General features: G+C 51.3%; 21 protein-coding genes and 1 other RNA gene. 7 read left to right on the top strand and 15 right to left on the bottom strand.

Annotated elements, in window-relative coordinates; all coding sequences use genetic code 11:
• Positions 1 to 5 precede the first annotated feature (5 nt).
• The 5 genes from AABA21_RS18405 to gltX form a co-directional block, all read right to left on the bottom strand.
• Positions 6 to 1,181 (bottom strand): lysylphosphatidylglycerol synthase transmembrane domain-containing protein, encoded by a 1,176-nt coding sequence (locus tag AABA21_RS18405; RefSeq protein ID WP_338252716.1) that lies wholly within the window; start codon positions 1,179 to 1,181, stop codon positions 6 to 8.
• Between the two features lie 493 nt (positions 1,182 to 1,674).
• Positions 1,675 to 2,625, bottom strand: coding sequence for a UDP-glucuronic acid decarboxylase family protein (locus AABA21_RS18400; protein ID WP_338252714.1), 951 nt, complete (start codon positions 2,623 to 2,625; stop codon positions 1,675 to 1,677).
• A gap of 357 nt (positions 2,626 to 2,982) precedes the next feature.
• Positions 2,983 to 3,618 (bottom strand): CPBP family intramembrane glutamic endopeptidase, encoded by a 636-nt coding sequence (locus AABA21_RS18395; protein ID WP_338252712.1) that lies wholly within the window; start codon positions 3,616 to 3,618, stop codon positions 2,983 to 2,985.
• Positions 3,619 to 3,790: 172 nt separating this feature from the next.
• Entirely contained in the window at positions 3,791 to 4,444 is a 654-nt protein-coding gene (locus AABA21_RS18390) for a DUF6483 family protein (RefSeq protein ID WP_338252710.1), read from the bottom strand.
• A 78-nt stretch (positions 4,445 to 4,522) separates the two neighbouring features.
• Positions 4,523 to 6,055, bottom strand: a complete 1,533-nt coding sequence (gltX, locus tag AABA21_RS18385; RefSeq protein WP_338252708.1) for a glutamate--tRNA ligase — start codon at positions 6,053 to 6,055, stop codon at positions 4,523 to 4,525.
• Positions 6,056 to 6,194: 139 nt separating this feature from the next.
• Here gltX and lysA point away from each other — a divergent pair, with 139 nt between their 5' ends.
• Positions 6,195 to 7,523, top strand: coding sequence for a diaminopimelate decarboxylase (gene lysA, locus AABA21_RS18380; RefSeq protein ID WP_338252706.1), 1,329 nt, complete (start codon positions 6,195 to 6,197; stop codon positions 7,521 to 7,523).
• A 97-nt stretch (positions 7,524 to 7,620) separates the two neighbouring features.
• A complete protein-coding gene (locus AABA21_RS18375; RefSeq protein ID WP_338252704.1) occupies positions 7,621 to 8,262 on the top strand; it encodes a hypothetical protein in 642 nt (213 codons plus the stop codon).
• Here AABA21_RS18375 and AABA21_RS18370 read toward each other — a convergent pair.
• Positions 8,259 to 8,795 (bottom strand): bifunctional nuclease family protein, encoded by a 537-nt coding sequence (locus AABA21_RS18370; RefSeq protein WP_338252702.1) that lies wholly within the window; start codon positions 8,793 to 8,795, stop codon positions 8,259 to 8,261. The two genes, AABA21_RS18375 and AABA21_RS18370, sit on opposite strands and share 4 nt — an antisense overlap.
• 322 nt (positions 8,796 to 9,117) lie before the next feature.
• On the opposite strand from AABA21_RS18370, the gene lexA reads away from it, so the two are divergent.
• The 3 genes from lexA (at position 9,118) to AABA21_RS18355 (ending at position 12,170) form a co-directional block, all read left to right on the top strand.
• Positions 9,118 to 9,759: a transcriptional repressor LexA gene (gene lexA, locus AABA21_RS18365; protein ID WP_338252700.1), complete on the top strand. Its 642-nt coding sequence runs from the start codon at positions 9,118 to 9,120 to the stop codon at positions 9,757 to 9,759.
• A 336-nt stretch (positions 9,760 to 10,095) separates the two neighbouring features.
• A complete protein-coding gene (locus AABA21_RS18360) occupies positions 10,096 to 11,178 on the top strand; it encodes a hypothetical protein (RefSeq protein WP_338252698.1) in 1,083 nt (360 codons plus the stop codon).
• A gap of 98 nt (positions 11,179 to 11,276) precedes the next feature.
• Positions 11,277 to 12,170 carry a DedA family protein gene (locus AABA21_RS18355; RefSeq protein WP_338252696.1) on the top strand — a complete coding sequence of 298 codons (894 nt, stop codon included), beginning with the start codon at positions 11,277 to 11,279 and terminating at the stop codon, positions 12,168 to 12,170.
• 119 nt (positions 12,171 to 12,289) lie between these two features.
• Here the strand turns inward: AABA21_RS18355 and AABA21_RS18350 are convergent, their stop codons facing one another.
• The 9 genes from AABA21_RS18350 to ssrA all read right to left on the bottom strand — a co-directional run bounded on the left by AABA21_RS18350 (position 12,290) and on the right by ssrA (position 22,103).
• The gene (locus tag AABA21_RS18350) at positions 12,290 to 13,162 is read right to left on the bottom strand and encodes an aldo/keto reductase (RefSeq protein ID WP_338252695.1); all 873 of its coding nucleotides are present in this window, start codon (positions 13,160 to 13,162) and stop codon (positions 12,290 to 12,292) included.
• Between the two features lie 190 nt (positions 13,163 to 13,352).
• Positions 13,353 to 13,799 carry a hypothetical protein gene (locus AABA21_RS18345; protein WP_338252693.1) on the bottom strand — a complete coding sequence of 149 codons (447 nt, stop codon included), beginning with the start codon at positions 13,797 to 13,799 and terminating at the stop codon, positions 13,353 to 13,355.
• Between the two features lie 156 nt (positions 13,800 to 13,955).
• Entirely contained in the window at positions 13,956 to 15,119 is a 1,164-nt protein-coding gene (locus AABA21_RS18340) for an AI-2E family transporter (protein ID WP_338252691.1), read from the bottom strand.
• 290 nt (positions 15,120 to 15,409) lie between these two features.
• A complete protein-coding gene (locus AABA21_RS18335) occupies positions 15,410 to 15,613 on the bottom strand; it encodes a hypothetical protein (protein WP_338252689.1) in 204 nt (67 codons plus the stop codon).
• A 683-nt stretch (positions 15,614 to 16,296) separates the two neighbouring features.
• Positions 16,297 to 17,868, bottom strand: a complete 1,572-nt coding sequence (locus AABA21_RS18330) for an MFS transporter (RefSeq protein ID WP_338252687.1) — start codon at positions 17,866 to 17,868, stop codon at positions 16,297 to 16,299.
• 198 nt (positions 17,869 to 18,066) lie between these two features.
• Complete coding sequence (locus tag AABA21_RS18325; protein ID WP_338252685.1) at positions 18,067 to 19,038, bottom strand: Vgb family protein; 972 nt, start codon at positions 19,036 to 19,038, stop codon at positions 18,067 to 18,069.
• A gap of 349 nt (positions 19,039 to 19,387) precedes the next feature.
• Entirely contained in the window at positions 19,388 to 19,843 is a 456-nt protein-coding gene (locus AABA21_RS18320; RefSeq protein WP_338252683.1) for a hypothetical protein, read from the bottom strand.
• Positions 19,844 to 20,127: 284 nt separating this feature from the next.
• Positions 20,128 to 21,540, bottom strand: coding sequence for a hypothetical protein (locus AABA21_RS18315; RefSeq protein ID WP_338252682.1), 1,413 nt, complete (start codon positions 21,538 to 21,540; stop codon positions 20,128 to 20,130).
• A gap of 192 nt (positions 21,541 to 21,732) precedes the next feature.
• Positions 21,733 to 22,103, bottom strand: a transfer-messenger RNA (tmRNA) gene (ssrA, locus tag AABA21_RS18310).
• A gap of 264 nt (positions 22,104 to 22,367) precedes the next feature.
• On the opposite strand from ssrA, the gene AABA21_RS18305 reads away from it, so the two are divergent.
• Positions 22,368 to 23,141, top strand: coding sequence for a glycerophosphodiester phosphodiesterase (locus AABA21_RS18305; protein ID WP_338252680.1), 774 nt, complete (start codon positions 22,368 to 22,370; stop codon positions 23,139 to 23,141).
• A 212-nt stretch (positions 23,142 to 23,353) separates the two neighbouring features.
• Positions 23,354 to 24,367 carry a glycosyltransferase family 2 protein gene (locus AABA21_RS18300; protein ID WP_338252678.1) on the top strand — a complete coding sequence of 338 codons (1,014 nt, stop codon included), beginning with the start codon at positions 23,354 to 23,356 and terminating at the stop codon, positions 24,365 to 24,367.
• Positions 24,368 to 24,437 lie beyond the last annotated feature (70 nt).

Genomic DNA, 24,437 nt, shown 5'->3' with positions numbered 1-24,437 from the left:
CCGGATCACCTTTTTTGGGCAGCTTTTTTGCCAAAGGCAATGATAAACACAATGAAGCCGAGCACCAGGATACTGAACAGGGTAATGATACGATCGAGCAAGATGGCCGCGGCCGTCTGATTGACAAGGTCCACGCCCTTATAGAACAGGGCGATCATCGCCGCCATGCCTCCTTCGACCAGCCCCACGCCCCCGCCTGTGGCTGGGATGACCGTCAAGAGTGCTTCTCCCAGTCCAATAAAGATTGAGGCGGTCAGAATGTGGAGGAGATTGCCATCAATCAGGTTCAAGGCCAGGGCGATGAAGAAGAAGCGCAGAGCTTCGCAGCTCCATACTCCCATGGTCAGCAGGGTCAGTTGCGGTAAGCGGCGGAACGAGCCCAGCGTCCCCTCTTGAAAATGGTAGTACTGTTCACGAAATCGCCCTGGTATAAGTTTGGCGATCGGCTCACGCACCTGGCGCAAGACGAATAGACCGATAATACCAATGACCACCGCGATCAGCAGAATCTTCATGCCCAGGGCGATCTGGGGAGGCATATTCTGGTGTAGGCTGATCAGGACGGCCGGAATAAACAGCAGCAGCAGTATAATTAAGTCCAGTAGCCTCTCCGCCAGGACTGTACCGAAGCTGCGCGTTGTTGAGACATTGATTTCCTGGCGCAGCAGGTAAGCGCGGTAGAGATCCCCTAATTTGGCGGGCACCACCACATTGGCGAAGAACGAGATATAGACGATCTCCACCAATTTTGGTAGGCGTGGGAGATGAATGCCATTTTCAGGTTTAAAGCCAACGTTCTCGAGCAAAAACTTCCAGCGCCAGGCGCGCAGGCCAAAGGAGAGATAATAAATGCAAAATGCGCACAGAAAGAAGATGAGATTGGCGTGCCTGATTGCCGCCCATGTTTTCTGAGGATTGATATTTGCTTTGAGGGCCACAATGACCAGGGCAACGATCACAAACGCCAGTGGCACCAGGGTTCGCCAGTTCAAGAGACGCTTGCCCAGCGCGAGCTGATCGCGGGTGATTTCCTGTGCAGGCTGTTTGTCCGTCGTCTCACGTTCGGACTGTGTAACGTCAGATATATTTTCTATCGTGTTTGCATGTGTCGACGGTGCTATTTGTTCACCATCTATGGCAACCTGGCTTATACGCCGGGCCTCGTCATCATCACGAACCAAGACGACATCCTCCACATCTTCTGGCTATTACAGATTCGCACTACATCGTACTGTCATCAGGCAAGGCATAAACGGGAAACGTAGCTGTTTATGCGCCGCCTCTACCCAGTATACTGCCACTGTCTAAAAAACGACTTTTGCGTCTCCTGTCTTCCAGGACTGAGCGATAATAAGATGGATAGGATTGGTTGTTTTCTCCATCGAGGTGGAGAACGAAGAGGTGCGCGCTGTACAGGTGCCAGTGACGGCACCTGTACCTGGTGAGGACAGAGAACATGCCTGTTGGCGTCCTCAATGGAAGAGGGTAGATACGTGATCAAATATCGGGGTGGTATATTCCTGGCTATGGCTAATAGAGTACGTCTCGGATTGAACTGATATGACGGTTGCCAGGCACTATCGTTACCCTCTGTCTCTATTGTTCGTATTCCGAAAAAAAACATCTCGTTGCCATCACACTTCCGGCTATGTCAGCCAAAGCAGGGATATGCACTCAGGAAATAGTTGAATACTGACCAATCCGCTTGCTGAACCACTCGATCGTCTGGCGCAGGCCCTCTTCCATGCTGACTTTGCGTTCCCAGCCCAGAACCTGGTACGCCTTGGTTGTATTGGCGCGGCGGCGCTCGGGATCATCGACGCGGCTGGTTTCAAAGCGAATTTCGGAGGAAGAATTGCAGAGGCGGATAATCATCTGTGCGTATTCCAGCACGGTATGTTCCTCGGAGCTTCCCAGATTAAACACTTCACCAGTCGTATTGGGGCTAAACATGGCGCGCATCAAACCTTCGACCAGGTCGCTTACATAGGTGATGCTGCGTGTCTTGCTGCCATCTCCATAAATGGTGATAGGCTCATTTTTTAGCGCCTGTATGATGAAATTAGGGATCATGCGACCGTCTTCAAGGGCGCTATTGGGGCCATAGGTATTGAAGATACGCACGATGCGAACATTGGTTTGATACTGCCGATAGTATTCCATAACCAGTGTTTCGCCCAGGCGTTTGCTCTCATCATAGCAGGCCCGTGGCCCGATCGAATTGACATTGCCCCAGTAATCCTCGCTCTGAGGATGGACTAGAGGATCGCCATAGATCTCTGATGTGGAAGAGATCAGGAAGCGAGCGTTGTTTTTGCGCGCCAGTTCTAGCATCCGATGGGTGCCAACGCTATTGACCAGAATGGTTTCGATGGGATGTTCCAGATATCCAACCGGGCTGGCCGGGCTGGCAAGGTGAAAGATCACCTCGGGCTCGCTCTCAAATGGCTGGGTCACATCATGTTGCAAAAACGTGAAATGAGGATGGTCAATGAATGCGTGAATATTGTCAATGGAACCGGTTATGAGATTATCAACACAGAGAACAGTATGTCCTTCATCAAGTAAGCGTTCACAGAGATTGGAGCCAATAAAACCTGCCCCACCTGTAACTAAGATTTTCAATGAGAACCTCCAGACATAGATAATATCTTTTCATAGATATTTGTACCTAATGGGTAGACGAACCGTACACTGGTTGGTAACAAGCATAGCATAATAGATTAAGCTCCTAAACTGGCTCATGCTACCTGTTTTGGTGTACGTTCCAGTCCCCCATAGACGATGATGGTTCCCTGTCTATCCTGTGTTGATTCAGGGGATGTTTTGTGTAAACGGATGAATAAGCCTCATGAACGCTGTTTTTCGACCTGAACGACCTACGGCTCATCTGATGGAATGGCTGGCTTTGACTGCTTATTCCTACCACCAATACGTTTTAGTGCTCAAATTCGTCACAGGCTATTTATTAATAGTACCACATTATGCTGCTTTTGCCTGATGGCGCTTCCATCTCTGGTAGAGTACCTCATCGCCCCAACTCAGGAAGCCGCTGGTTGTAAAGCCATGTACAATTGTTACCGCCAGCAGTGAATGGGGACCGGGTAAGAAGAGGTAGACCAGGCTAAAAACCAGGCCAGCCAGGCCGACTCCGCCAACGCTGCGCCAGTTCCATTTGCCCAGGCGATGATAGAGGGTGTAGACGGCAGTGCTGATCAGCCAGCCCAGGAAGAGCGAATGGGTCCACTGGACGACTGCGGCCAGCATAAATCCCCGGAAGAAAAGCTCCTCGACGGGTCCATTAATAAAAAGATAAAAGAATGTTTGAATGCATTGATCGGCTGCCGTAGGTTTACGGAACCAGCGGCCCACGATAAACATCCGATAAGTAGCCGCGAATGCCGCCATGCCGATTCCCACCAGCAGACCAATCAAGAGGTGGAGCGGCACATTGGTCAGGGTGAGCCCCAGGAAGCTCAGTGGCAGGTGGAAAATGGCGATATAGCCCAGTGGAACCAGAGCCATAGGGATGATGCGCATAAGAGTATCCGGCCACATCCAGCGCCACGTGCTGGCGACGGTCGAATAGACGAGCTGTGAAGACTTTTCTGAAGACACATGCTTTCCTCTTCGAGGTAAAAAGACGGTATTTGCCCGGGTTGTTGCCATGAATTACACTAACTTTCTTCTTGGGTCATGTTTAAGGGACTATTAATGGATGTTAAGTTAGTGTAAACAATATGCGCGGTATTTGTCCAGTGAGATAGCTATAGTTCCTGCTCGGGATAGGTCAACGAAACCGTTGTAGTTGATCGAGACCTTCCTGCACTTCCTCCTGTGAAAAATCGCCCAGCTCAAGGTCAGTGCTGCTCTTCTTTTGCAGGCGCTGGTAAAATTCCTGGCCCGCCTGCAGGGCCTCTGGGGAGGGATGCTGCTCCAGCAGATCAAAGAGAACATTCTCCGCCTGAGCGTACATGCCTCGCTGCTCATAGTAACGAAACAGCTTTTGCTGTATATGCGCGGGCAATGCATAGTCGGCGAGCTTGTGAATTAACTCCTCCGCATCGTTGTAGAGCGGTGAGTCGTTACCCACATGTTCCTGATAGAGCAGTTCGAGGAGTAGATAGAGGGATTTCGTATAGCGATAATAGCTCTCGTTACTGTTGCCTAACCCGTCATAGGCTACGCCCTCCTCTTTCAGCATTGAGGCTACCCATAGGGCGCTGTCGACATTCAATTTGCCCAGGGGAGAGAGGCTCTGCAACAGTAGTTCATCCGCAAGCGAGTTGATAAAGCGTGAGGTCAGTCCCGTATATTTGAGCAGAAGGTTATCGATGGCGATGAGTTCATCTTGAAAGCGGTTGCGCTTGCGCAGTCCGATCAGGATCGAGAGCTCGTAGCCGATCTGCTCGGCCAGGCGGAGGATGTAATCTTTATTAATCATATGCCCTCAACTTTGTGAGAACCGTGCTAAGCAATAGGGCATCCATGATGGATGCCCTATTGCTTGTACTATGTCTCTCTAACTGTTGTGTTCCAGTTTGGCGATGGCTTGATCGATACGCTGCATACAGACTTCGCGACCCAGGACCTCCATCATCTCAAAGAGAGGAGGGGTGGCGGTGCGCCCGCTGACGGCGGTGCGGATCGTGCCAAAGAGCTGGCCCGCTTTGAGACCGAGTCTGGCGACCAGTTCGCGTAACTGCGCCTCCAGCAGCGTATGTTCCCAGCTATCCAGGCTATGCAAAAGGTCGCGCGCCTCTATCAGGGCGTCCCGGGTGCCGGCGGCATCCATTTTTTTCTGGATTAAGATGTCCAGGCTATAATCGATCTCTTTCTCATAGAAGAAAGAAACGACGTATGAAGCTTCGCCCAGTGTTTTCAGACGCTCATGCTCAAGTGTCAGCACGCGCGTCGTATAGTCACGATCCAGTGGACGCTGGATGCTGTCGGGCAAACCTCCTTCGGCCTCCGGCCGCTCCATGTATGGCAGCGTACGCTCCACCAGCTCCTGCAGGCTGAGCTTACGGATATAGACGCCGTTCATCCACAGCAGCTTTTCGGGATCGTAGATGCCCGATGAGATACCGATCTTCTCCAGGGTAAAGGCCTTGATCAGCTCTTCTCTGGTAAAGAGCTCGGTCTGGTCATCATAGGCCCAGCCGAGCAGAGCCAGGAAGTTAAAGACGGCCTCTGGCAGGTAGCCTTCGCGTTTATAATCGGACCAGGAAGGAGCATTGCGGCGTTTGCTGAGCTTCTTTTTGTCCTTCCCCAGTACGTTGGGTACATGATAGAACAGCGGGGGCTCCCAGCCAAGGGCCTGATAGATCTGCACGTGACGTGGCGCGCTGGAGATCCACTCCTCGCCGCGCAGGACGTGGGTAATACCCATCAGATGGTCATCGACCAGGTGTGCCAGGTGATAGGGGGCCAGGCCGTTTGTCTTAAGGATAACGGTATCATCCAGGTCGCTATTTTTGAAGACCATATCGCCGTGCAGCATATCATGCACAACGGTCTCACCTTCCAGCGGCATGGCGAAGCGTACCGTCCAGGTTTCGCCCGCCGCTTCGTGTGCCGCGCGCTCCTCGGGTGTCAGATAGCGGCAACGCCGATCGTAGCGGGGAGGCAGCTTATTGGCGATCTGTTCTTTGCGCATCTCGTCCAGGCGCTCGGGTGTGCAATAGCAACGGTAGGCGTGTCCGGACTCGATGAGCTGGCTGGCATACTGCTGATAGAGAGCCTTCCTCTGCACCTGGTAATATGGGCCATAGGGACCACCGATGATTGGACCCTCATCAACATCCATCCCCAACCATTCCAGACCACTGGTGAAATCTTCAACCGCTCCTTCTACAGTGCGTGCCAGGTCTGTATCTTCAATGCGTAGGATAAACTTGCCGCCACTGTGCCGGGCAAACAGCCAGCTAAAGAGGGCGGTCCGAAATGCACCAATATGTAGAAATCCGGTGGGGCTAGGTGCGAAACGCAGCCGGGGCACCTGAGTCTGCTCCGGCTTTAGTTGCCCCTCCGTACGGTTGTCAATCTGTGTCATACGAAGAATGGTTCTCCTTCAACTTCTTTACTACATCTCCGATCTATTGTAACATAGCATAACTGTGCTGGATAGCATGCGAAAAACAGCATGTCCGTCTCCTTTTTCTTAGCAAAGGTTCCTGGAAAGGTTATCGTTTATGTCTTCGCGTTTACCCGCTGCCGAACTGCTTCCTGATACGGCTACTATTTCTGCGCAAGGTGAATTGTTGATCGCTGGTCGAAAGCTGAGCGACCTGGCACGTATGTATGGTACTCCGCTGTATATTTTTGATCGGGCGACGATGATGAGTGCATGCGCACGTTACAGGCAGGCCTTTTCCACTGATTATACCGCATCGGCTGTACGTATCCTGTATGCCTCCAAGGCATATATTTCTCCGGTGCTGGCACGGTTATGTATGGAACAGGGATTAGGGCTGGATGTCGTTTCAGGGGGCGAACTGCAAGTTGCCCGGCACGCCTCTTTTCCCATGGAGCGTATCTCTTTTCATGGCAACAATAAGTCGGAGGCGGAACTGCGTATGGCGGTAGAGCTGGGTGTGGGCCGTATCGTACTTGATAACTGGAGCGAACTGGAGCGCGTGACGCGCATCGCGCGGGAGACGGCGACTCGTCCGGCGGTACTGGTGCGTGTCGCGCCGGATATCGATACCGACACGCATAAATATTTGCAGACTGGACATGCGACCGCCAAATTTGGTTTTCCACTGGCCACTGGTGACGCGAAAGCTGCTCTGTTACGCATCCTGCGCGATGATCAACTGGACCTGGCCGGAATTCATGCCCATAGTGGGACTTTGCTGCGCGAGACACGTCCCTATGAAGAGTGTGTGGAGCGCCTGCTATCCCTGGCGTGTGAGATCTATCAGGAAACCCGTTGGTGGCCGGAGGAGATCAGTCCGGGTGGTGGCTGGGGCATCGAGACCGTTGACGCATTGCAGATGCCCCCGATCGCGCTGCTGGCTCGAGCGTTGCAACGGACCGTTGAGGCGCTGCGACCAACACTGCCGGCACCTATGCCAACCCTGATTCTGGAACCGGGTCGCTCACTGGTCGGGCGCGCGGGAATGGCTGTATACCGCATTGGAGCCACGAAGGCGACGCCGGGGGGCGTGAATTATCTCTTTGTTGATGGTGGCATGGGCGATAATATCCGACCAGCTCTCTACGGCTCTCGCTATACGGCCCTGGCACCTGAACATGTCATGGAGCCAGCCAGCCAGACCTACTGTCTTTCAGGCCGCTATTGCGAGTCGGGGGATATGCTGATCGAGCAGGTTGAGCTACCTGTGCTGCACGAGGGAGATCTGATCTGTCTGCCGACCGCTGGCGCCTATAGTCTTCCAATGGCCAGCAACTATAACCTTGTCCCTCGGCCAGCAGTACTCATGGTTGACGAAGCAGAGATAGTTATCATGGAACGACGTGAAACGTATGAAGATATATTAGAGAGATATCTGGCCTGATGGCTTTCGCCTTTTTATCCCTTCTGCCCACGCAACAGGAGGGGGAGCGACGAATGCAATCACTGCCGGGCCTGAGAGATTGAGGAATTGAACGCGCATGGGAATCTGGATGCTGAAGAAGAAGCCGCCAAAGATAGACGAACATGATCAACCAACAGAACCTGTGCCGCATGATCTCTTTCCGGGCCCCGCGTCTTTTCCGCCTGCATATCCGACCTCGTCGGGTTATGATACCATCCCGGCTCCGCATGCGACAAACCATACCTTTTATCCCGTACCGCCAGCCACCGCGACCAGTGCAAATCTCCCACAGCCAGGCAGACAAGAAGGAATGCCTGTATCCATGGGATGGGGGCAAAGGTTGTCGCAAAGTATAAGCACCCTCTCGCTACGTCTATTGCCCCTGGAGGTTGGGTTATGTTTTGTGGGCATACAAATACTACTACTTGTGCGTTTTGTATGCAAAGCATGGAATCTCGCACCGGATGGTGGATGGGTGGGAACTGTCTATCAGATCAGCGATATGGCGCTGCTCCCTGTGCAAATGCTACTTCCCCCACTGCATCAGGCTTTTTTTACTCGCATCGAGCCCTACACACTCCTGGCGATCGTGCTCTATGGCTTCTGTTCGCGCATACTGGTCCATATCTTAAAGATGATCATTTATGCGCATATAGGCATAGACAGGGCTACCAGCCAGGGCAGTAACGTAAGGAAAACGGTGGACAGAGCGAACTAGTCTTTACCAAATTCGTCCAGGACGTCCAGGCTATTAATGAAGTCGCGATAGGCATCCAGGTTTTGCTCTTCCTCCTCCTCATCTTCCTGCTTCGTCTCTGATCGCACATTCGGGGGTTGCGGCTCTTCATTCTGTTCAGGAACAACACCAGCACGCTCCAGGACACTTTCCTCAACATAGATGGGAGTTTTGGCCCGTACCGCGAGCGCGATGGCATCGCTGGGTCGAGAGTCGATCTCAACATGTCGACCATCAACATCAAGGACAATGCGAGCGTAGTAGATTTCATCGATCAAATCAGAGATTACGATACTTACAATTTTCGCGTTAAGCTCTTCAATGACGTTCTTAAGAAGGTCATGCGTCAGTGGTCGCGGCGAAGTGGTTCCTTGCAGCTCGACGGCGATAGCATATGCCTCCGCATACGCTATCCAAATGAAGAGATAGCGCTCTTGTTTCGTTGCTTTTAAGATGACCACTCGCTGCTGCGTAGCCAGGTTTATGCGCACGCTCTCAACTGTCATCTCTACCATAGTTTTTCTGACTCTTTCTTTCGTGCGTGGATCCGTCGAATACCCAATGCATCTATTGTACACCTAGTAAAGCATAGGACGCAAATGTTAACGCGTCGTTGGACAGCTTCGTGTATCTCAATGTTCCTTTGCAAGGAGTATAACAAAACCAGCAGCTACTGCCAAGTCCTGAAGATTGATAAGAATGTCTGTTTGAAAAATCCGTTCAAAAAAAGCTTGTATTGCCTATGCTGTTGTGGTATTATCATCTGGAATAGTCGTTCTAGTTTTTGGCTGTGTGGGGAAGTTAGCTGAGGTGTTCAGAAAGGCAGGAGACCATACTATGTCGTTGGAGCAAGCCAGCGAAATACAACGCCGCATGTATGATTTCATTGTAAATTACATGAAATCAGAGGGGATGCCCCCCACAAATCGCGAGATTGGCCGCGAACTTAACATTGCCAGTACTGGCCACGTTGATTATCATCTTACCATGCTGGAAAAGAAGGGCTTGATCTCTCGTCAGGCGAAGAAGAGTCGTGGTATCAAACTTACCAAGCAGACTCAAGGTATCCCTGTCATGGGCACAATCGCAGCAGGTGAGCCCCTGGATATATACGAGGGGGCTTCTGAGACAGTCGATATGGGCCATAACATGGTAGATACCGAAAATTCATACGCTCTGGTTGTACGAGGCCGTTCTATGATTGAAGATCACATTTGTGACGGAGACTACGTGGTGATTAAGCGCCAGGAGACCTGTCAGAATGGCGATATCGTCGTGGCGGTTCATATGCAAGAAGGGGTAAGCGGAAGCGCTACTTTAAAGCGTTTCTTCCAGGAAAAAGATCACGACCGGGTTCGTCTACAGCCAGCGAACTCAGAGCTGGATCCCATTTTGATTCCCAGGAGTATCTGGGATCGTGAATGGCAGATTCAAGGCAAGGTCGTAGCGATCTTCCGTCAGTGCATCAGTGCTGCCTGAGCTCCTGAAAGCTCAGCTGTAGAACTGATTATTCCCCTTGCTAGCTTTAGCGGCGCGATTTTTCATCATAGACGGGAATCAAAGATCACCGGTACGCTTTCATAGCTACCGGGTAATATGATCTTGCTCCCGTCTCTATCTGTTTTGCCTTCCAACAGATATAGAATGCACTTTTGTATGCACTTGCGCCTGTTATTATCTGTTAAGCCCCTCCTGAACGACCTATGCTCTTGTACTCTTTGATCTATTCTGCTATACTTCTATTACTATGTTAGTAGGGATTTATTCTGTTGTGAGCCTCAATTTTTTGTGGAAGCTCAGAAAGGATGCGAGCCTTTGTTAAAGGCTGTTGCTGCGGCACTTGTCCTTATTGTAGGGGCTGCAGTTGTTCTCTGGTATGCAAACACCCTCAATTCCTGGGTTCTTGGTGGGTTAATAGGTGGCCTGGCGGCACTACTTCTAAGTATTCCAATCTCTTTAACACTTTTTTCGTTTCTCGCTCGTCGCCATGAAGAGCAAGAACGTATACGCTTGCAGGATGAAGAGTTTGAGGAAGAGCCCCGTTCTGGTATGTATGTCTATCGGCAGGTCCCTGAGCGCCTGGCGCGAACGATCTGGATCGAGGAAGACGATGGGTATACGCCGCGCAATCGTGGTGTATGGGGTGAAGAAGACGAGTATGAGGAATATGAACAAGAGCGCCGTTATCTCCCAGCTCCAACCAGAAGAGAATTGCCTCCCCCATCTCCACGCAACCTGGCCTCAGATGAATATCCGGCGTATCGACCCTCTTCAACGCAACGCCCCAGGTCTACACCGCGTCAGCTAACGCCACGCGATGGAGAGACTCCCAGTCGGCGGCACACAACACGTCGCCTGCCCAATCCTGGTTTCCCGGGTTACCAACCGGAGATGACGCGCAGCCAGTTTCAATCGCAGGCGTTGCGCATCGCGCGACAGGAAGCATCGCAGCGTTCAGAAGATGCCGCGCAAGACGACTATCAGGGATACCGTTCGCGTCGTCCATCATCTCCTCTGACGAATAAGCACTCTACTCGCAAGCCACCCAGTTCACATGGTTATCGCCAGATCACCAGGCAGCTTCAGGATACCGATGGCCCTTATCGCTATACCCAGCGTGGGCGGCGCATCGTTGATGCCAATCCATCACCCAATAGTCCTTATCGGGCGATTTCGGAAGATGAGGATATAAGCGCCCAAAAGTACCAATACAGGGATCCCGAAACCGACGTGTTTCCGCCAGATTTTATGGGTGCCGATTTGAAGAAGCCGCTCCAACGGCGTGCACCGTATATGTATGAGGATGACCCTTTAAAGGATGAGCTGGCGCAGCAATTAGAGCCACCGATAACACGCCGCTCCTCGCGTAATCTGACCAGCAGCCACGATGAAGAGTAGACTATTCTACCTCCTTTTGAGATACTAACGGTTCTGGCCTCTTTCAATAAAATGTGCTAGTATGAGACAAAATCGCAAGCTCTACGAAGGAGGCAGACGTGGCCCATTTCATGGATCTCTTAACAACGTTTATCACTAATCTGTATATCTCGACTGGCCTGTTAGGTATTGTTCTGGCAATGGCAATTGAGAGCTGCTGTATTCCTCTACCCAGCGAAATCGTCATGCCGGTGGCGGGCCTCTTATTAGCGCAGCACAAAATTCTCCCTGGAGTCAGCACTCCAATGGGTATTATTGCGTTGGGTCTGGCCGGTGCGTTAGGGTGCCTGATCGGTTCAACCATCGCTTACTGGATTGGCTACAAAGGTGGCCGTCCCTTGATGTTAAAGTATGGGCGCTACGTACTGATCTCACATCATGATGCCGATATCGCAGATCGTTTTTTCCAGCGCTGGGGTAGCCCCACCGCATTCTTCTCGCGCTTACTGCCGGTGGTTCGTACCTATATCTCGCTACCCGCTGGTATCACCAAGATGTCCTTTACCAAGTTCTGTATCTATTCCTTTATTGGCTCTTTCCCCTGGTGCGTATTGCTGGCCTACGCCGGTGTGGTTCTCAATGGCAATATGTCGACCATTGAACCATATTATAAGAGCTTTGAATATGTGATTGTCGCCGCCATTGTTGTTCTGGTCGTACTGTACGTCTGGCGCCATCTGCGCAATGATCGTCGCGCCCGCCTCGCGCATGAGGCCTCGAACACCGACCAGCCGGTGGACAATGCCCAGTTCCAGCAGCCGCAGCAACCCTGGAATCAGCCGGTGAACAATGCCCAGTTCCAGCAGCCGCAGCAGCCGCAGCAACCCTGGAGTCAGTCTTCCGGAAATCCACAGTTCCAGCAGCCACAGCAGCCCTGGAGTCAGTCTTCCGGAAATCCACAGTTCCAGCAGCCACAGCGACCAACACAATCCCAGCCTCCTCGTCGTTCATAAAACAGCTTATATCGCAAGCTATGCAAAAGGGGTACCTATTCCATATAGATAGGTACCCCTTTTGCTCTGTAAGACATTGGTCCTGTCTTTAGCAGGCTGATTTTTTGTCGGGCAAGTACTTATTTGCTGGCCTGGTTCAGTATATCAAACTCTCCCTGTGTCAGCTTAATGGTGGCCCCCAGCACGTTCTCTTCCAGATGTTTGACCGATGCTGTACCTGGTATGGGCAGCATGGTGGTGGAACGCTGTAAGAGCCATGCCAGAGCGATCTGACTTGGTTGGGCCTGGTGTTGCTGCGCGATACGTTCGAGTGGACTGCCCGGCTCCTCCAGATCGCCACCCGTCAGTGGTGCCCAGGGAATAAAGCCGATGCCCGCGCGCTGACAGAAGTCGACCAACTCTTCAGAGCCACGATCGGTCAGGTTATAGCGATTCTGTACCGTTACGATTGGCACGATCTTGCGCGCCTGATCCAACTGTTTTGCATCGACATTGGACAGGCCGACGTGACGGATCTTGCCCTCTTCCTTCATCTTGGCGATCTCACCAACCGAATCTTCAAACGGGACATTGGGGTCGGGCACATGGAATTGATAAAGGTCGATGGTATCGAGGCGCAATCGGCGCAGACTGCCTTCCAGGGCCTGGCGCAGATGGGATGGATGCCCTTGCGGTACCCAGTTATCCGGACCGGGCCGTCGCCAGCCGCCTTTGGTAGCAATCACAAGATTTTGAGGATAAGGATGGAGTGCCTCCGCGATAAGCTCTTCACTTACTTCGGGACCATATGAGTCAGCGGTATCAATCAGATTAATGCCTAGCTCTAGCGCTCGACGCAGTACCGCGATACTCTCCTGCTTGTCAGTCGGAGGGCCCCAGACGCCTTTACCGGTGATGCGCATCGCCCCAAATCCCAGGCGATATACATTCAAGTCACCACCAATGGCAAAGGTGCCGCTGGCTGTGGCAGGCTGCTGATGTGTCTGTTGCATGCGAAATTCTCCTTATCTTCATGAGCAGCAGGGCTCATATCTGTTGGTAGGAGGGAAAGGTGGAAAGCGTGGAAAATTCTTGCTGGCTCGTGATCTTTACCTTCTTGTGAATGAAGAACATGGATCTCCCTTCCCTGTTTAGAAAACGATTTCTCTTTGTGGGAAGTTTCACTCCCTAACCTCTCGCGCGCTAGAACAAGGTATTCTGGATGGGGGCATTGGGTGGAGGGGGTGGCGCGATCACAAAGACCGGGATACCGGCCTGGCGTGCCGCGACGGTGGCACTGCTATGGGGACCCTGACTGATACCATCCCAGAACGCAACGACGATCGAGACCGGCTGTACCAGCGCGTCTGCCGTGTTGCCTGGCTGCATGTTCTCTTCAAGTGAATGTTCCTCGACGATGTAGCCGTAGCGGCGTGCGCTGGCCAGCGCGTGCTGCTCAACCTTGCCTGTATTCTCTGCTACCACCACGCAACTGGCGGGCAGATGGGCAATCAATGACGTCACCAGTGAAAGCGGGGTGAATGCGGGTTGACCAATCACGGCAACCCGCAGTGGCTGCGGTGATTGCTGAAGCGCCAGGACGGAGATCGCATGTAGAGCTGATGCTAGTTGGGCAACATGAGAAGCCACGATAATCCTTTCCATGTCAATACATACTATTGAAAACAGATCAGTTTGCATGCCGGGCAGCAGGGAGTGCCTGATATCAATCATACAAGAATTTGTCTGTTTGTCCAGGTGTTGTGAGCGCGCTGCTGTGGTATGGGAGATGATCATCCCTTCTCATCAAGGGGCTGGCCCTGATGTGCCGGGTGTCGTGCCCGCGACATTGCCAGGTGATTTTTCAGGAAATTCCTCAGGATGCTGCTTGACCCAGGAACGCCAGTAGGCCAGTACAAAGATCTGGAGAGCGCCCGCGATCGGTGCTGCAAACAGCGCCCCGAGCAGGCCAAAGAGGTCCGCCCCAATCAGCAGGGCCCCGATAGAGATAATGGGATGGATGCCAACGGCATGCCCCAGGATACGTGGCGCCAACACCTGCCCATCCAGCCCACCTTGTACAATACTTGAGAAGATGAGCGCGATCAATGCCGTCTGCCATCCCCTGGTGGCCAGGGTTAACAGGACAGCAATGCCGATAGAAATATAGGAACCAACCTGGGGAATGAACTCGAAGACAAAAATAATGATCGCGATCAGCGTGACATATGGTACGCCGATAATACTGTATCCAATCCACATGATCGTACTGATGACCGCTGCCAGCGTAATCTGTCCCCGTATAAAGCCTCCCATGGTGTTATGCAATGTATCCAGAAAGAAGTTGACTTTGGCACGCGTGCGTAGCGGCGTCTTTTCACGTAGCCAGTCAATCGTCTTGTTCCCCTCCAGTAAAAAATAAACGCTTAAAGAGGTAACAATAATCAAATTAATGATTAATAAGAAAATGCTATTGACCACCGGAAAAACGTTGCCCACCACCGATAAAACATAATTGAGCACCTGTTCGCCAGAGGACAATATCTGACCGGGCGAGATGTTGACGTTGCTCAACTTGTTGATATATGGTTGCAGGCGTTGCAGAAGATCTGGCAGGCTATTTTGGATGGATATGATGAGCGCCGCTAACTGACCGATAGCCGTGAGAACGACAAAATAGATGAGCAGCAGCAGCAGCAGTAGTACTCCCAGATAGACGATTAAAATCGCGAGCGGTCTGGGGATAAAGCGTTCCAGCAATCTAACCAGGGGATAGATAACGTAGGCGATGAGGGCTGAAATACTCAGGGTGATGAGCGCTCCCAGGATCTTGCTGAGGATAAAGCTGATACCGATCAGGATAATCATCCAGGCGACGATTGTTAACGCGATTAGAAAACGCCTGGTCCATGCCGCGGTGGGCGTTTGATCGCCTTTGGGCACTATATTGTAATTAGATAAAGAGGACATTCAATCTACCCTCGCTCTCCGGCTCACGATATCTATGCGGGACAACACGTGGACGTATAAAGACCATGACGAGCCAGCAGCCAGTAATATTGAGAACATATCAAACGAGTCGGCGCTTTGCTTCAACCAAAAGATGTAATCAGAGGATGTAAATCGGAAGATCAATGCGAGGGGGGACTGGTATGAGGAGAGGAAAGAACAACCAGAGCTTTTTAGCCTGTGAAACCAACGTGATGCGTGAATGGTGCAAGATGCATAATACCTGGCCCTTGCACCATTCATGTACCCGACTATGCTGGACGATGCTTATCGTTGCGGACTGGTGGCTCTACGGCTCCTGAATTCATACTATTGGCATACATATAAGCGTCGTGACGGACGCTAAATGAGCGTATGATTGGATCATTAGGACCTGGGCCGCCACTGGCGGATTGACGTTCGCGTATCAGATAGACCTGTTCGGTTAAAGGTTGTACATAGTAACGATTTTTCATCCTGAAATGCCTCCACTGAGAATCCCCCCACGAAAGGGTGTAATTTATCTTGTTATATTGCGCCTGCCAGGCGGTTTCACCCATCTATACAGTTATGCGCGTGAATGGTGCTGTCGGTAGGTTTACCTGGTTGTCGCCCGTGGTAGGGCGCGGTATTGAGTTAACGAGGAATGTTCATCTCGCGTATCCCCTGCTTATGGGGCGACCGAACATTCCGTAGAAAAGTGTATGGACAGGTGGAAATAAACGTATGCTGGCAATCGTCAAAAGACACCTGCGTTGTGTGCTCAACTTTTGACGTTTCCATGCAAAGGAATGCAATCCCCTTCAATCATGTGAACGTAGCGATCTAGAACGTTGCTACGTCTCCTAACCATAGATCAGCTTGCTTGCAACTACTGGAGGTGGCTGAGATGACCGTAAGTGAGCGGCAGCCTGCCACTTTGGCGTACGCGAATACCTGTATGTAATATCACAGCATCCATGGGAAGAACGGGCTGAGGATGCCGTTTCGTAAGAGGATACGGTTCGCGAGAGCAACTGTAAGACCATTAGAGTATAGCCTACTTTCACTTAAAAGACAATATTTTTGACTGTGGATTACAGGCTTCAGAATCGCCATAAGATTCATATGCGGTAAGAGAGAAGCACTGCTGGCTTGAACAGCCAGCAGTGCTTCTCTCTTACTGTGCCGACTCCGCGGCCGTCCCCTTGCCTCGTGCCATCGCGCTAAAGATACCCAGGGCCGCAAAGGCGGCACAGCCCATCAATGCGGCGTGGAAGCCGCCCATGAACATCTGTTGCAGCGAAGAAATCCTTGCAGGCGATAGTGAGTGCGTTTGGCTGGCGAGTAGATTTCCGGCTATGGAGCCACCCAGACTGGCAAAGATTGTGCCCATCATCGCCACACTCAATGCCTGGCCGATGACGCGTCCGGTGGCCAGCAGGCCGGACGCCTCACCCTGGGCCGAACGCGGCGCGGCCCCCATCATGGTACGTGTATTGGGTGATTGAAAGATGCCCTGGCCAATACCGATAACCAGCAGCCGCCAGATAATATCCCACAGCGTGCTCTGCGCGCTTATCTCAGAGAGCAAGAAGAGCCCGAAACAAGCTATGGCCAGTCCAATGGGCGAGAGCCAGCGCGAGCCGATACGATCCGCCAGCGCGCCGCTCAAGGGAGCCAGAATGGCCATCGTCAGTGGTAGTGGTGTCAGCATCAGCCCCGTCTGCTCGGTGGTGAAGTGTCGTAACTGCTCAAAGTAGAATGGCATCAGAAAACCTGGTGCGAACAGGGCCATCATGCACAGCATAAAGGTGATATTGGCAAAGGCAAATGTACGATTGCGGATCAGGTTTAAATCTAAAATGGGATGAGCTATACGGCTCTCGACGTAGATTGCCGATCCCAATGCGATAATACTGATGACCAGAGTAACGATTAATCCGGCCGACAACCAGCCCCACTCCTGGCCAAAGGAGAGTCCCAGGGTGAGCGTTGAGAGCCCAATGGCCAGCAAGGTGGCACCCAGGGGATCAAAACGGCTGCTTTGTCCGTGAGCCGGCCGAATCTCTCGATAGACATAAAAGGCGGCGCATAACACCAGCAGGCCCAGTGGCACGTTGACATAGAAGATCCAACGCCAGGTCAAATATTGAGTGATCAGTCCCCCAATAGTTGGCCCCGCGCTGACGCCCAGCGATACCACAACCGCGTTCAATCCCAGCGCCAATCCGCGTTCATTATTTGGAAAGGTGCTGGTGATCATGGCGATGTTAACCGCGAAGATCATTGCGCCCCCCACCCCCTGAAAGATGCGCGCCAGGATCAACATCAGCAGGGATGGCGCCATTCCGCACAAGGCGGATCCGCTGATAAAGACGATCAGGCCAGCTAAGAAGATAGGCTTGCGCCCGATTAAATCCGCCAGGCGACCAAAGGTCAGCAAGACGGCCGCGATCACAACCAGGTAGCCAATAATAATCCACTCGATCTCCCCACTTACCCCCACATGGAAGGTGTTTGAAATGGCGGGAAGGCCAATATTAACAATCGAACTATCTAACGTCGTCAAAAAGCCGCTTGAAGCGGCTAAAATAAGTACAGCCCACTTATTCACCCCCGGATGCACCTGTCCTGGTAAATGGGTAACGGACCCCGATGCAACCGGTTTCTCCACCTTTACAGCTTCTATCTCCCCCTGCGATGCTGTTTCAAATCTCCCATGAAATACTTGTCTGTGCTCATCATGCATGCCTGATCTCCCTGGAACAAAAAGATAACGTTTTCTATCTAACCTATAACAAAAAAAGGGTCGAATATCTTCCCTTTTTGTGGTGGATTTGCTTATATTACTTTTCATAGTTGTTGTTAGATGTGTCGTTATCCGTCAGGATATGCACGCGAAGAGGATGAGATGCGTGGCAGCTGATGCCGTTCACACATCCTTTTCTCAAGGGATCGGAGTATATTTGACGATGACATTGGCCGCATCATCTGAGACATAGATATGTCCGCTGCTGTCGCTGAGGATCCCCTGTGGCTCAATATAGCGTTGACTATCCAGGATCTCTTTCTTGCCACTGGCGGGATTAAAACGGATGAAGGCATGGACCGCTTGAGCCAGGTCGACGACTAGCAGATTGCCGTAGCCATCGGGGATTATGTCGTCTGGCATCGCAAAGCCGCCAATGCGTGTGACCATGCCGGATGGGGTGATCTTCCAGATGGCCCCGCCGCACTCATCGGCTACAAAAACGGTGCCATTGCTATCAACGCTGGCGCCCACCGGTCGGCTGATCCCTGCCGCCAGGAGATGTAACGTTTTGCCATCCAGGCTCATCCGATAAACGTTCCCAATTGGACTATCCGGCACGATCAAGGTGTTGGTTTTTGGATCAAGGGCGATCCCATCGACCCCATGTTTGCAGGTTGCCTGGCTATCGTGCCCCGGAAGATCGCGCACGACCGTCGCTGTCTGAGAGCCGGGAGCCAGCTTCATGATACGGTTCGTAGTCTGTTCGCCGAACATAATGGTGCCATCGGCCAGCACAACCAGCCCTTCTGGTCCCGCGGGATCGCGTAGCAGAATCGTCACCGAACCATCGCTGTTCAGGCGGTCGATAGTTCCGGTGGTATCATCGCTAAACAGGAGATGTCCCTGCCGGTCCTGCGCCAGGTCGTCTGGATGTCCTTTTCCCCGTAGGATTACCTGAGCCGTATAGTGGGATGGCGCCACACGTGTCTTTGGGGTTGGGGTAGGACGTGGAGTTGGCGATGGAGCAGTTGCCGCCGTCGGGCTTGTGCCTGTATGGGTAGGACCTGTCGGGCTCGCCGATGTACACGCAGCCAGCATACACAACAGACTACCCACAAACATCCTCATAATAACTGCATCTGACCGCTGGTGTATATGGCGTAACATGGTGAGCATCCTTCTTCTGGTATATGCATCTCAATACAAATTATCCACTCGTATTTTAGTACGATATCCCCGTTTTCTGCCCACCATAATCATGCGCCGATATAACTTTTTTGGCAAGCTTTGCAAAAGAGTAATGGATTGCCCCGCTACAATTTGACGGCTCGATTTGTCAGGCAAAAGGCCGCCTGATTTTGTGGGCAGGCGGCCTGATCACGTAATGTTTCAACAAGTGGCTTTGCATGAAGCCAGAGGTAGGGCATCCGGCCCTCTCCTTCATTTGTATCATGATAGTTATAGGTCTATCATGACAGATAAGTGAAAGAAGCATCTGGCGTAGCTAGAACGCTTCTTATGAAATGCAAACTGCATAAACCTCTACAGTGATAGGAGAGGTTGTAGTATTATTGATGCTCACCCCCCATGCTTCTGTCCCATCATTTGTTTTAAATGGAGCGCTTGCTAAAACAAAGACATCCTTTAGACTTGCAGGCTTTCCATCTTTATCGAGTAGTGCATATCCGCCTCCGGATATATGTGTATTCGCGTTGCAGGATACCGAACCCCCATTTGTACTGCTGGCAGCGATTGTACCCTGCCCTCCTATAATTGTTGTCACCGGCGCGTCTTGTTCACCAGCCATGTGAACAGGATGTTGAAGGGAAGAAGAATGTGAAAACCAACGATCGGATTGTGCTTTCACAGGTTGATACGAGCTTGCATGGGCGGAGGCTTGTGTGGGTAAGCTGGCGAAACCAGCTACAAGGAAGAGCACAAAAGCGATACTCAGGGTGCGAGATTTGTTCATTATAAACACTTCCTTTCTTTCCTCAAATTAATGCAGCAATAAAATAAAGATCAGAGCTTTATGGAACAAAGGCACTTGCTATGTGTAAGGGTGCAGAAAGCAAAAATCTATTTTTAAGTATAATAAATGTGACAAATCAAACATTTAATTTTTGCAATATTGTTGTAAAAAGCATTTGGAAACGCCGCTCACTCGCGGCAGAGCTATCCGCGAGTGAGCAGCGTTTCCAAATGAGTGGCTTGCTATTTGCTACCGGCAGGGATTATATAAATGCTGCGCTTGCATTAAGAATATTCACCGCTATGTATAGACCCCACGGGGACCATTTCTGGCTCGGCTGGCGTTAATTCTTCAGACTGATATTTCTGCCTGTGGAGTATAACGATAGCAACGATGCAGGCTACCAGGACAATACCCGCGCTTCCTGCTATAAATTCCATTGAAGATTTCCCTTCCCAGAATCTCTGCGCCAGTAAAAGGTTGTTGAATATACTTACGCCTGCCAGACATATCCAGCGCGTATCTATGGGAGCAGCGCGTTGGGCCAATAGCAGAAAGAGCAGTGGATAGAGCACGTATACATAGCGAGCCCCGACCTGGCGCCATCCCGTAGTACAATACATCAGTATGGCCAGGAGGATGATCGCGGTCGTTACCCAAAAGGTGGCACGCAACCAGGTTTGTGGTGTTTTACCTTGTGGAGCGAAAATAAAGATTGCCAGCAGCGGCGTGCTAAAGAACATACTTGTTCCGATGCCATCGATGATCAGATCAACCTGTGGATGAACATCGGTGGGGCTATTGAAATAAAAGGCTGGCCAGCGCAGGAAAGCAACCACAAAATTGGGCCAGATATAGTGCCAGCTTACGACACCATATTTGATATTGGGATAATTTTGCTGATTCTGAATATCATAGCCTATGCTCAATGGACTCCCAAAGTAAAGCTGGTTATGAACCAGGTGTATAAGCAATGTAACAGCGAATGGCGCGAGTATGACGGCCAGTTCACGCAGTGATGGCCAGTATCTCGGTAGAAAGTACCACTGCTGCTGAACGCGACGCCCAATTCCTAGATCGTGCAGATAGACGATCAGGGGAACAATACCGATCAACACTTCAGGCACACGTGTAAGCAACACCAGTCCCACACTCAGCGTTGCTAATGGCCAGCGCCTGCTTAGTGTACCATGGAGTGTGAGCAAAATATAGAAGACACTAACAGTCTGGGCTGTGAACCATATCTGGCCGCCCAGGCAGAGCCATAAAGCTATGGTGCCAAACCCAAAGGTGATAGCAATGATGAAATTTTCAAACGGCCGACGATGGGTAATATTGCGAATGCGCATGACCTCAAGGGTTCGAAACAGCAAAACGATACTCAATGATGCAAATATCCATGTAAACCAGACATCACTGAATGTATCACCCAGAACGGCAATGAATGGTAGCATCATAAATGCCGGCAACGAAGGGTATACAATATATACCTTGCCGTTGATGGTGATGGTGTCGTTTCGATGCACCCCCATGTCCAGGTGACCGTGTAACCACGCCTGTGCCTGTAAAATAAAATGATTGGAGTCCGATGGAGATAGCGAATTGATGTGCAACAAGCTTGCCAGTTCACCAAACACAATCATAAGAATGACAAAGAATACGCCATCATTCAAGCGGCGTGACAGAAATTTCTGCATGGCAGTAGTGTTTCCTCCAATATAAAAACATAATTATACTGTATAAAAGAATTATACATGTGATAAAAATAAGGAACTATGGAAGCGCCTATAAGATTTGAGAGACTTCGATTGTGGTAGAAGTTAATTCAACTGTTGAATAAAGGAGGCAAAAGAAAGCCGCCTGTGAACTCGCTTCACAAGCGGCTTTTGTGGTGGAGATGGGGGAGAGTTGAACTCCCCGTCCAAACAATCCTACCGAGGAATGTACTACAGGCTTAGTTGATGTTTTGCTTGTACGCCCCGGTCTCCCATCAACTGGATACTAGAGCGCTGGCCTTCTGGTCTTTGACAACGGTTAGAAGGCGATGGCCGTTATCGCATCTCGTGTGTATGACGCCTGGAACCGGCCCCACGAGAAAAAGCCGGGCAGACGTCGCGTCGCTACTTCTTAGGCAGCGAGGGCGAAGTTGTTTGTTGCTGGTTTGGCAACTATTGTTTTGTCGGTTGTTTAGCGAGGGTGCATACCGACACCTCGGCCTGCAATTCTTCAATCTGACTGCCTGTCGAAACCCGACATCCCCAGATGAAGAACCTTATCATGTACTTGCTCAATTAAGGCCAGTACACGATTGGTGTATTCTGTAGTATACCATATTGGTTGACAAATAGCAATATTTGGGCGCCCAGATTTTGATTTGTTTGTGGTTAGCTTGCTGACATGATGTGCCTGGATAGTTGGGCGTCTTTTTGTCTGGCTGTGTTGCCATGGTGGATTCTGCCTTTGTATAATGATCTGCGTGATGATGGCGTTTTAATTGTTTAGCTGTTTAGTGAGCGGGGTTTTTATGGTCATGTTTCAAAGTTCATTGGTGCGCATTGCTCATCGTGGCGGCTCTTGCCTGGCACCAGAAAATACGCTGGCCGCTTTTCGCAATGCGTTGACGATGCCGGTTGATATGATCGAGCTCGATGTGCAGTTGAGCCGTGATGGGCAGATTGTGGTGTTTCATGATGCGACGGTTGAGCGTCTGACCAATGGTGAGGGGAATCTGCTGGACCTGGATTTTGCTTATCTGCGCTCTTTAAATACGGCGGCCCATTTTCCGGGCGGCTGGCCCCAGGCAGAGCAGATGCCAACGTTGCGCGAGGTGCTGGCGCTGGCGCGCAATCGGATGAAGGTCTGTATCGAGATCAAGTTTAGTGAGCGTGATGGTGAGTTCGGGCGCTATCCACGGCTCGCTGAACTGGTGGCGCGCGAGGTGCAGGCGGCCAAGATGGTGGATCGGGTTCTGATTATCTCGTTTGATTGGGTGGCCCTGTCCCGGCTGCGCCGGCTGATGCCTGGCGTGGTGACCGGGGCGCTGGTGAGTGAGCGGGTCTGGTCGCTGGCCGATGATCCTGGCCTGGTAAAGTTATGCAAGCAGGTAACCCTGGCCGGATGTAACTGGGTTCACCTGGACCGCAAGCTCTACACTCCGCAAGTGCTCTCCATTATGCACCAGAATGGTTTTAAGCTGGGATTGTGGACGGTTGATGATCTGGAGGACCTGCGGCAACTGGCGGCTGATGGGGTAAACTCGTTGACGACCGATCGCCCCGACCTTTTTGCGCAGGTCTAGTTCTGGCGTACGCGTATCCGCGCACTCCATCCACATGAAGTAATGGGTGGGAGCTTGTAGTGTGTCTGCTCTTAGTTATTATCCGTTTGTATTACCAGAAAGAGCAATGGTACCATATCCTATAGTTCACACAGAAGGGTATGCTATAATGAGCCCCGAATACCAGCCATTAGGCGGGTTGAATCTTGGTTGTGAGTGGAGAATCTGAGGCTATGCAGCAATCTGAAATGGCAATAAAAGAACACGCGTCTGAGCTGGCTACTCCTGAGTTATCATCGAGGCATATTGATATCACGATTGTGGTTCCTTTGATGAATGAGCAGGAGAGCGTTCGTATCCTGTTTGAGAGAATTCAGGCGCAAATTAATCAACTCGGTAAATCGTATGAAATTATTTTTGTAGACGATGGTAGTACTGATAAAACATTTGAAGTTCTGAAGGCTCTCCACGAGGAGAATCCTGGCGTTGTGCACGTGATTCGTTTTCGCCGCAATTTTGGTAAGACTCCCGGTCTGGTTGCTGGCTTTGAGCGTGCGCGCGGTGATGTTGTGTTTACCATGGATGGCGATCTGCAGGATGATCCACAGGAGATTCCACGCTATCTAGAGAAATTGGATGAGGGTTACGACCTGGTCACGGGCTGGAAATTTCCTCGCCTGGATCCGATCTCTAAAACGTTCCCATCGCGTATCTTCAACGGCATGGTGAGTCAGCTGACCGGTGTTCATCTGCACGATATCAATTGTGGCTTCAAGGCTTATCGCCGTGAAGTGATTGAAGATCCGCATCTGAAGCTGTATGGAGACTTCCACCGTTTTATTCCGGTCATCGCGCAGTCCCGTGGTTTCCGGGTGGCAGAGATCAAGGTCACCCACCATCCGCGTCAGTTTGGTGTCTCCAAGTTTGGAGCCAAGCGTTTCGCTCAGGGTCTGATTGACCTGATGAACATTCTGTTCCTGACCACCTTTCTGCGTCGGCCACTGCGCTTGTTTGCCCCGCTTGGCTTCTGGTCCTTTGTGCTGGGTGTGCTGATCGATCTCTTTATTGTTTTGCGCAGCTACTTCTGGATCCACGAGCCAATTCACCAGCAGCCGATGCTCTTTGTCGGTATCCTCCTGATGATCTTTGGCGTGCAGTTCTTTCTGGCAGGCTTACAGAGTGAGATGATCCGTCACTATGCTTTCCAGCGCGACGAAGAATATAGTATCAGGCAGGAACTGGTTTAATGCTGCGGATGCTCTTTCCGATGATGGGTAAACGGATATGCCAGGTGTGGCTGCCCTTCGGAGGGGTGCG

The organism is Dictyobacter halimunensis (genome assembly GCF_036245075.1).
The sequence above is the reverse complement of the archived record's forward strand: the minus strand, read 5'-3'. Positions and strand labels throughout refer to the sequence as shown.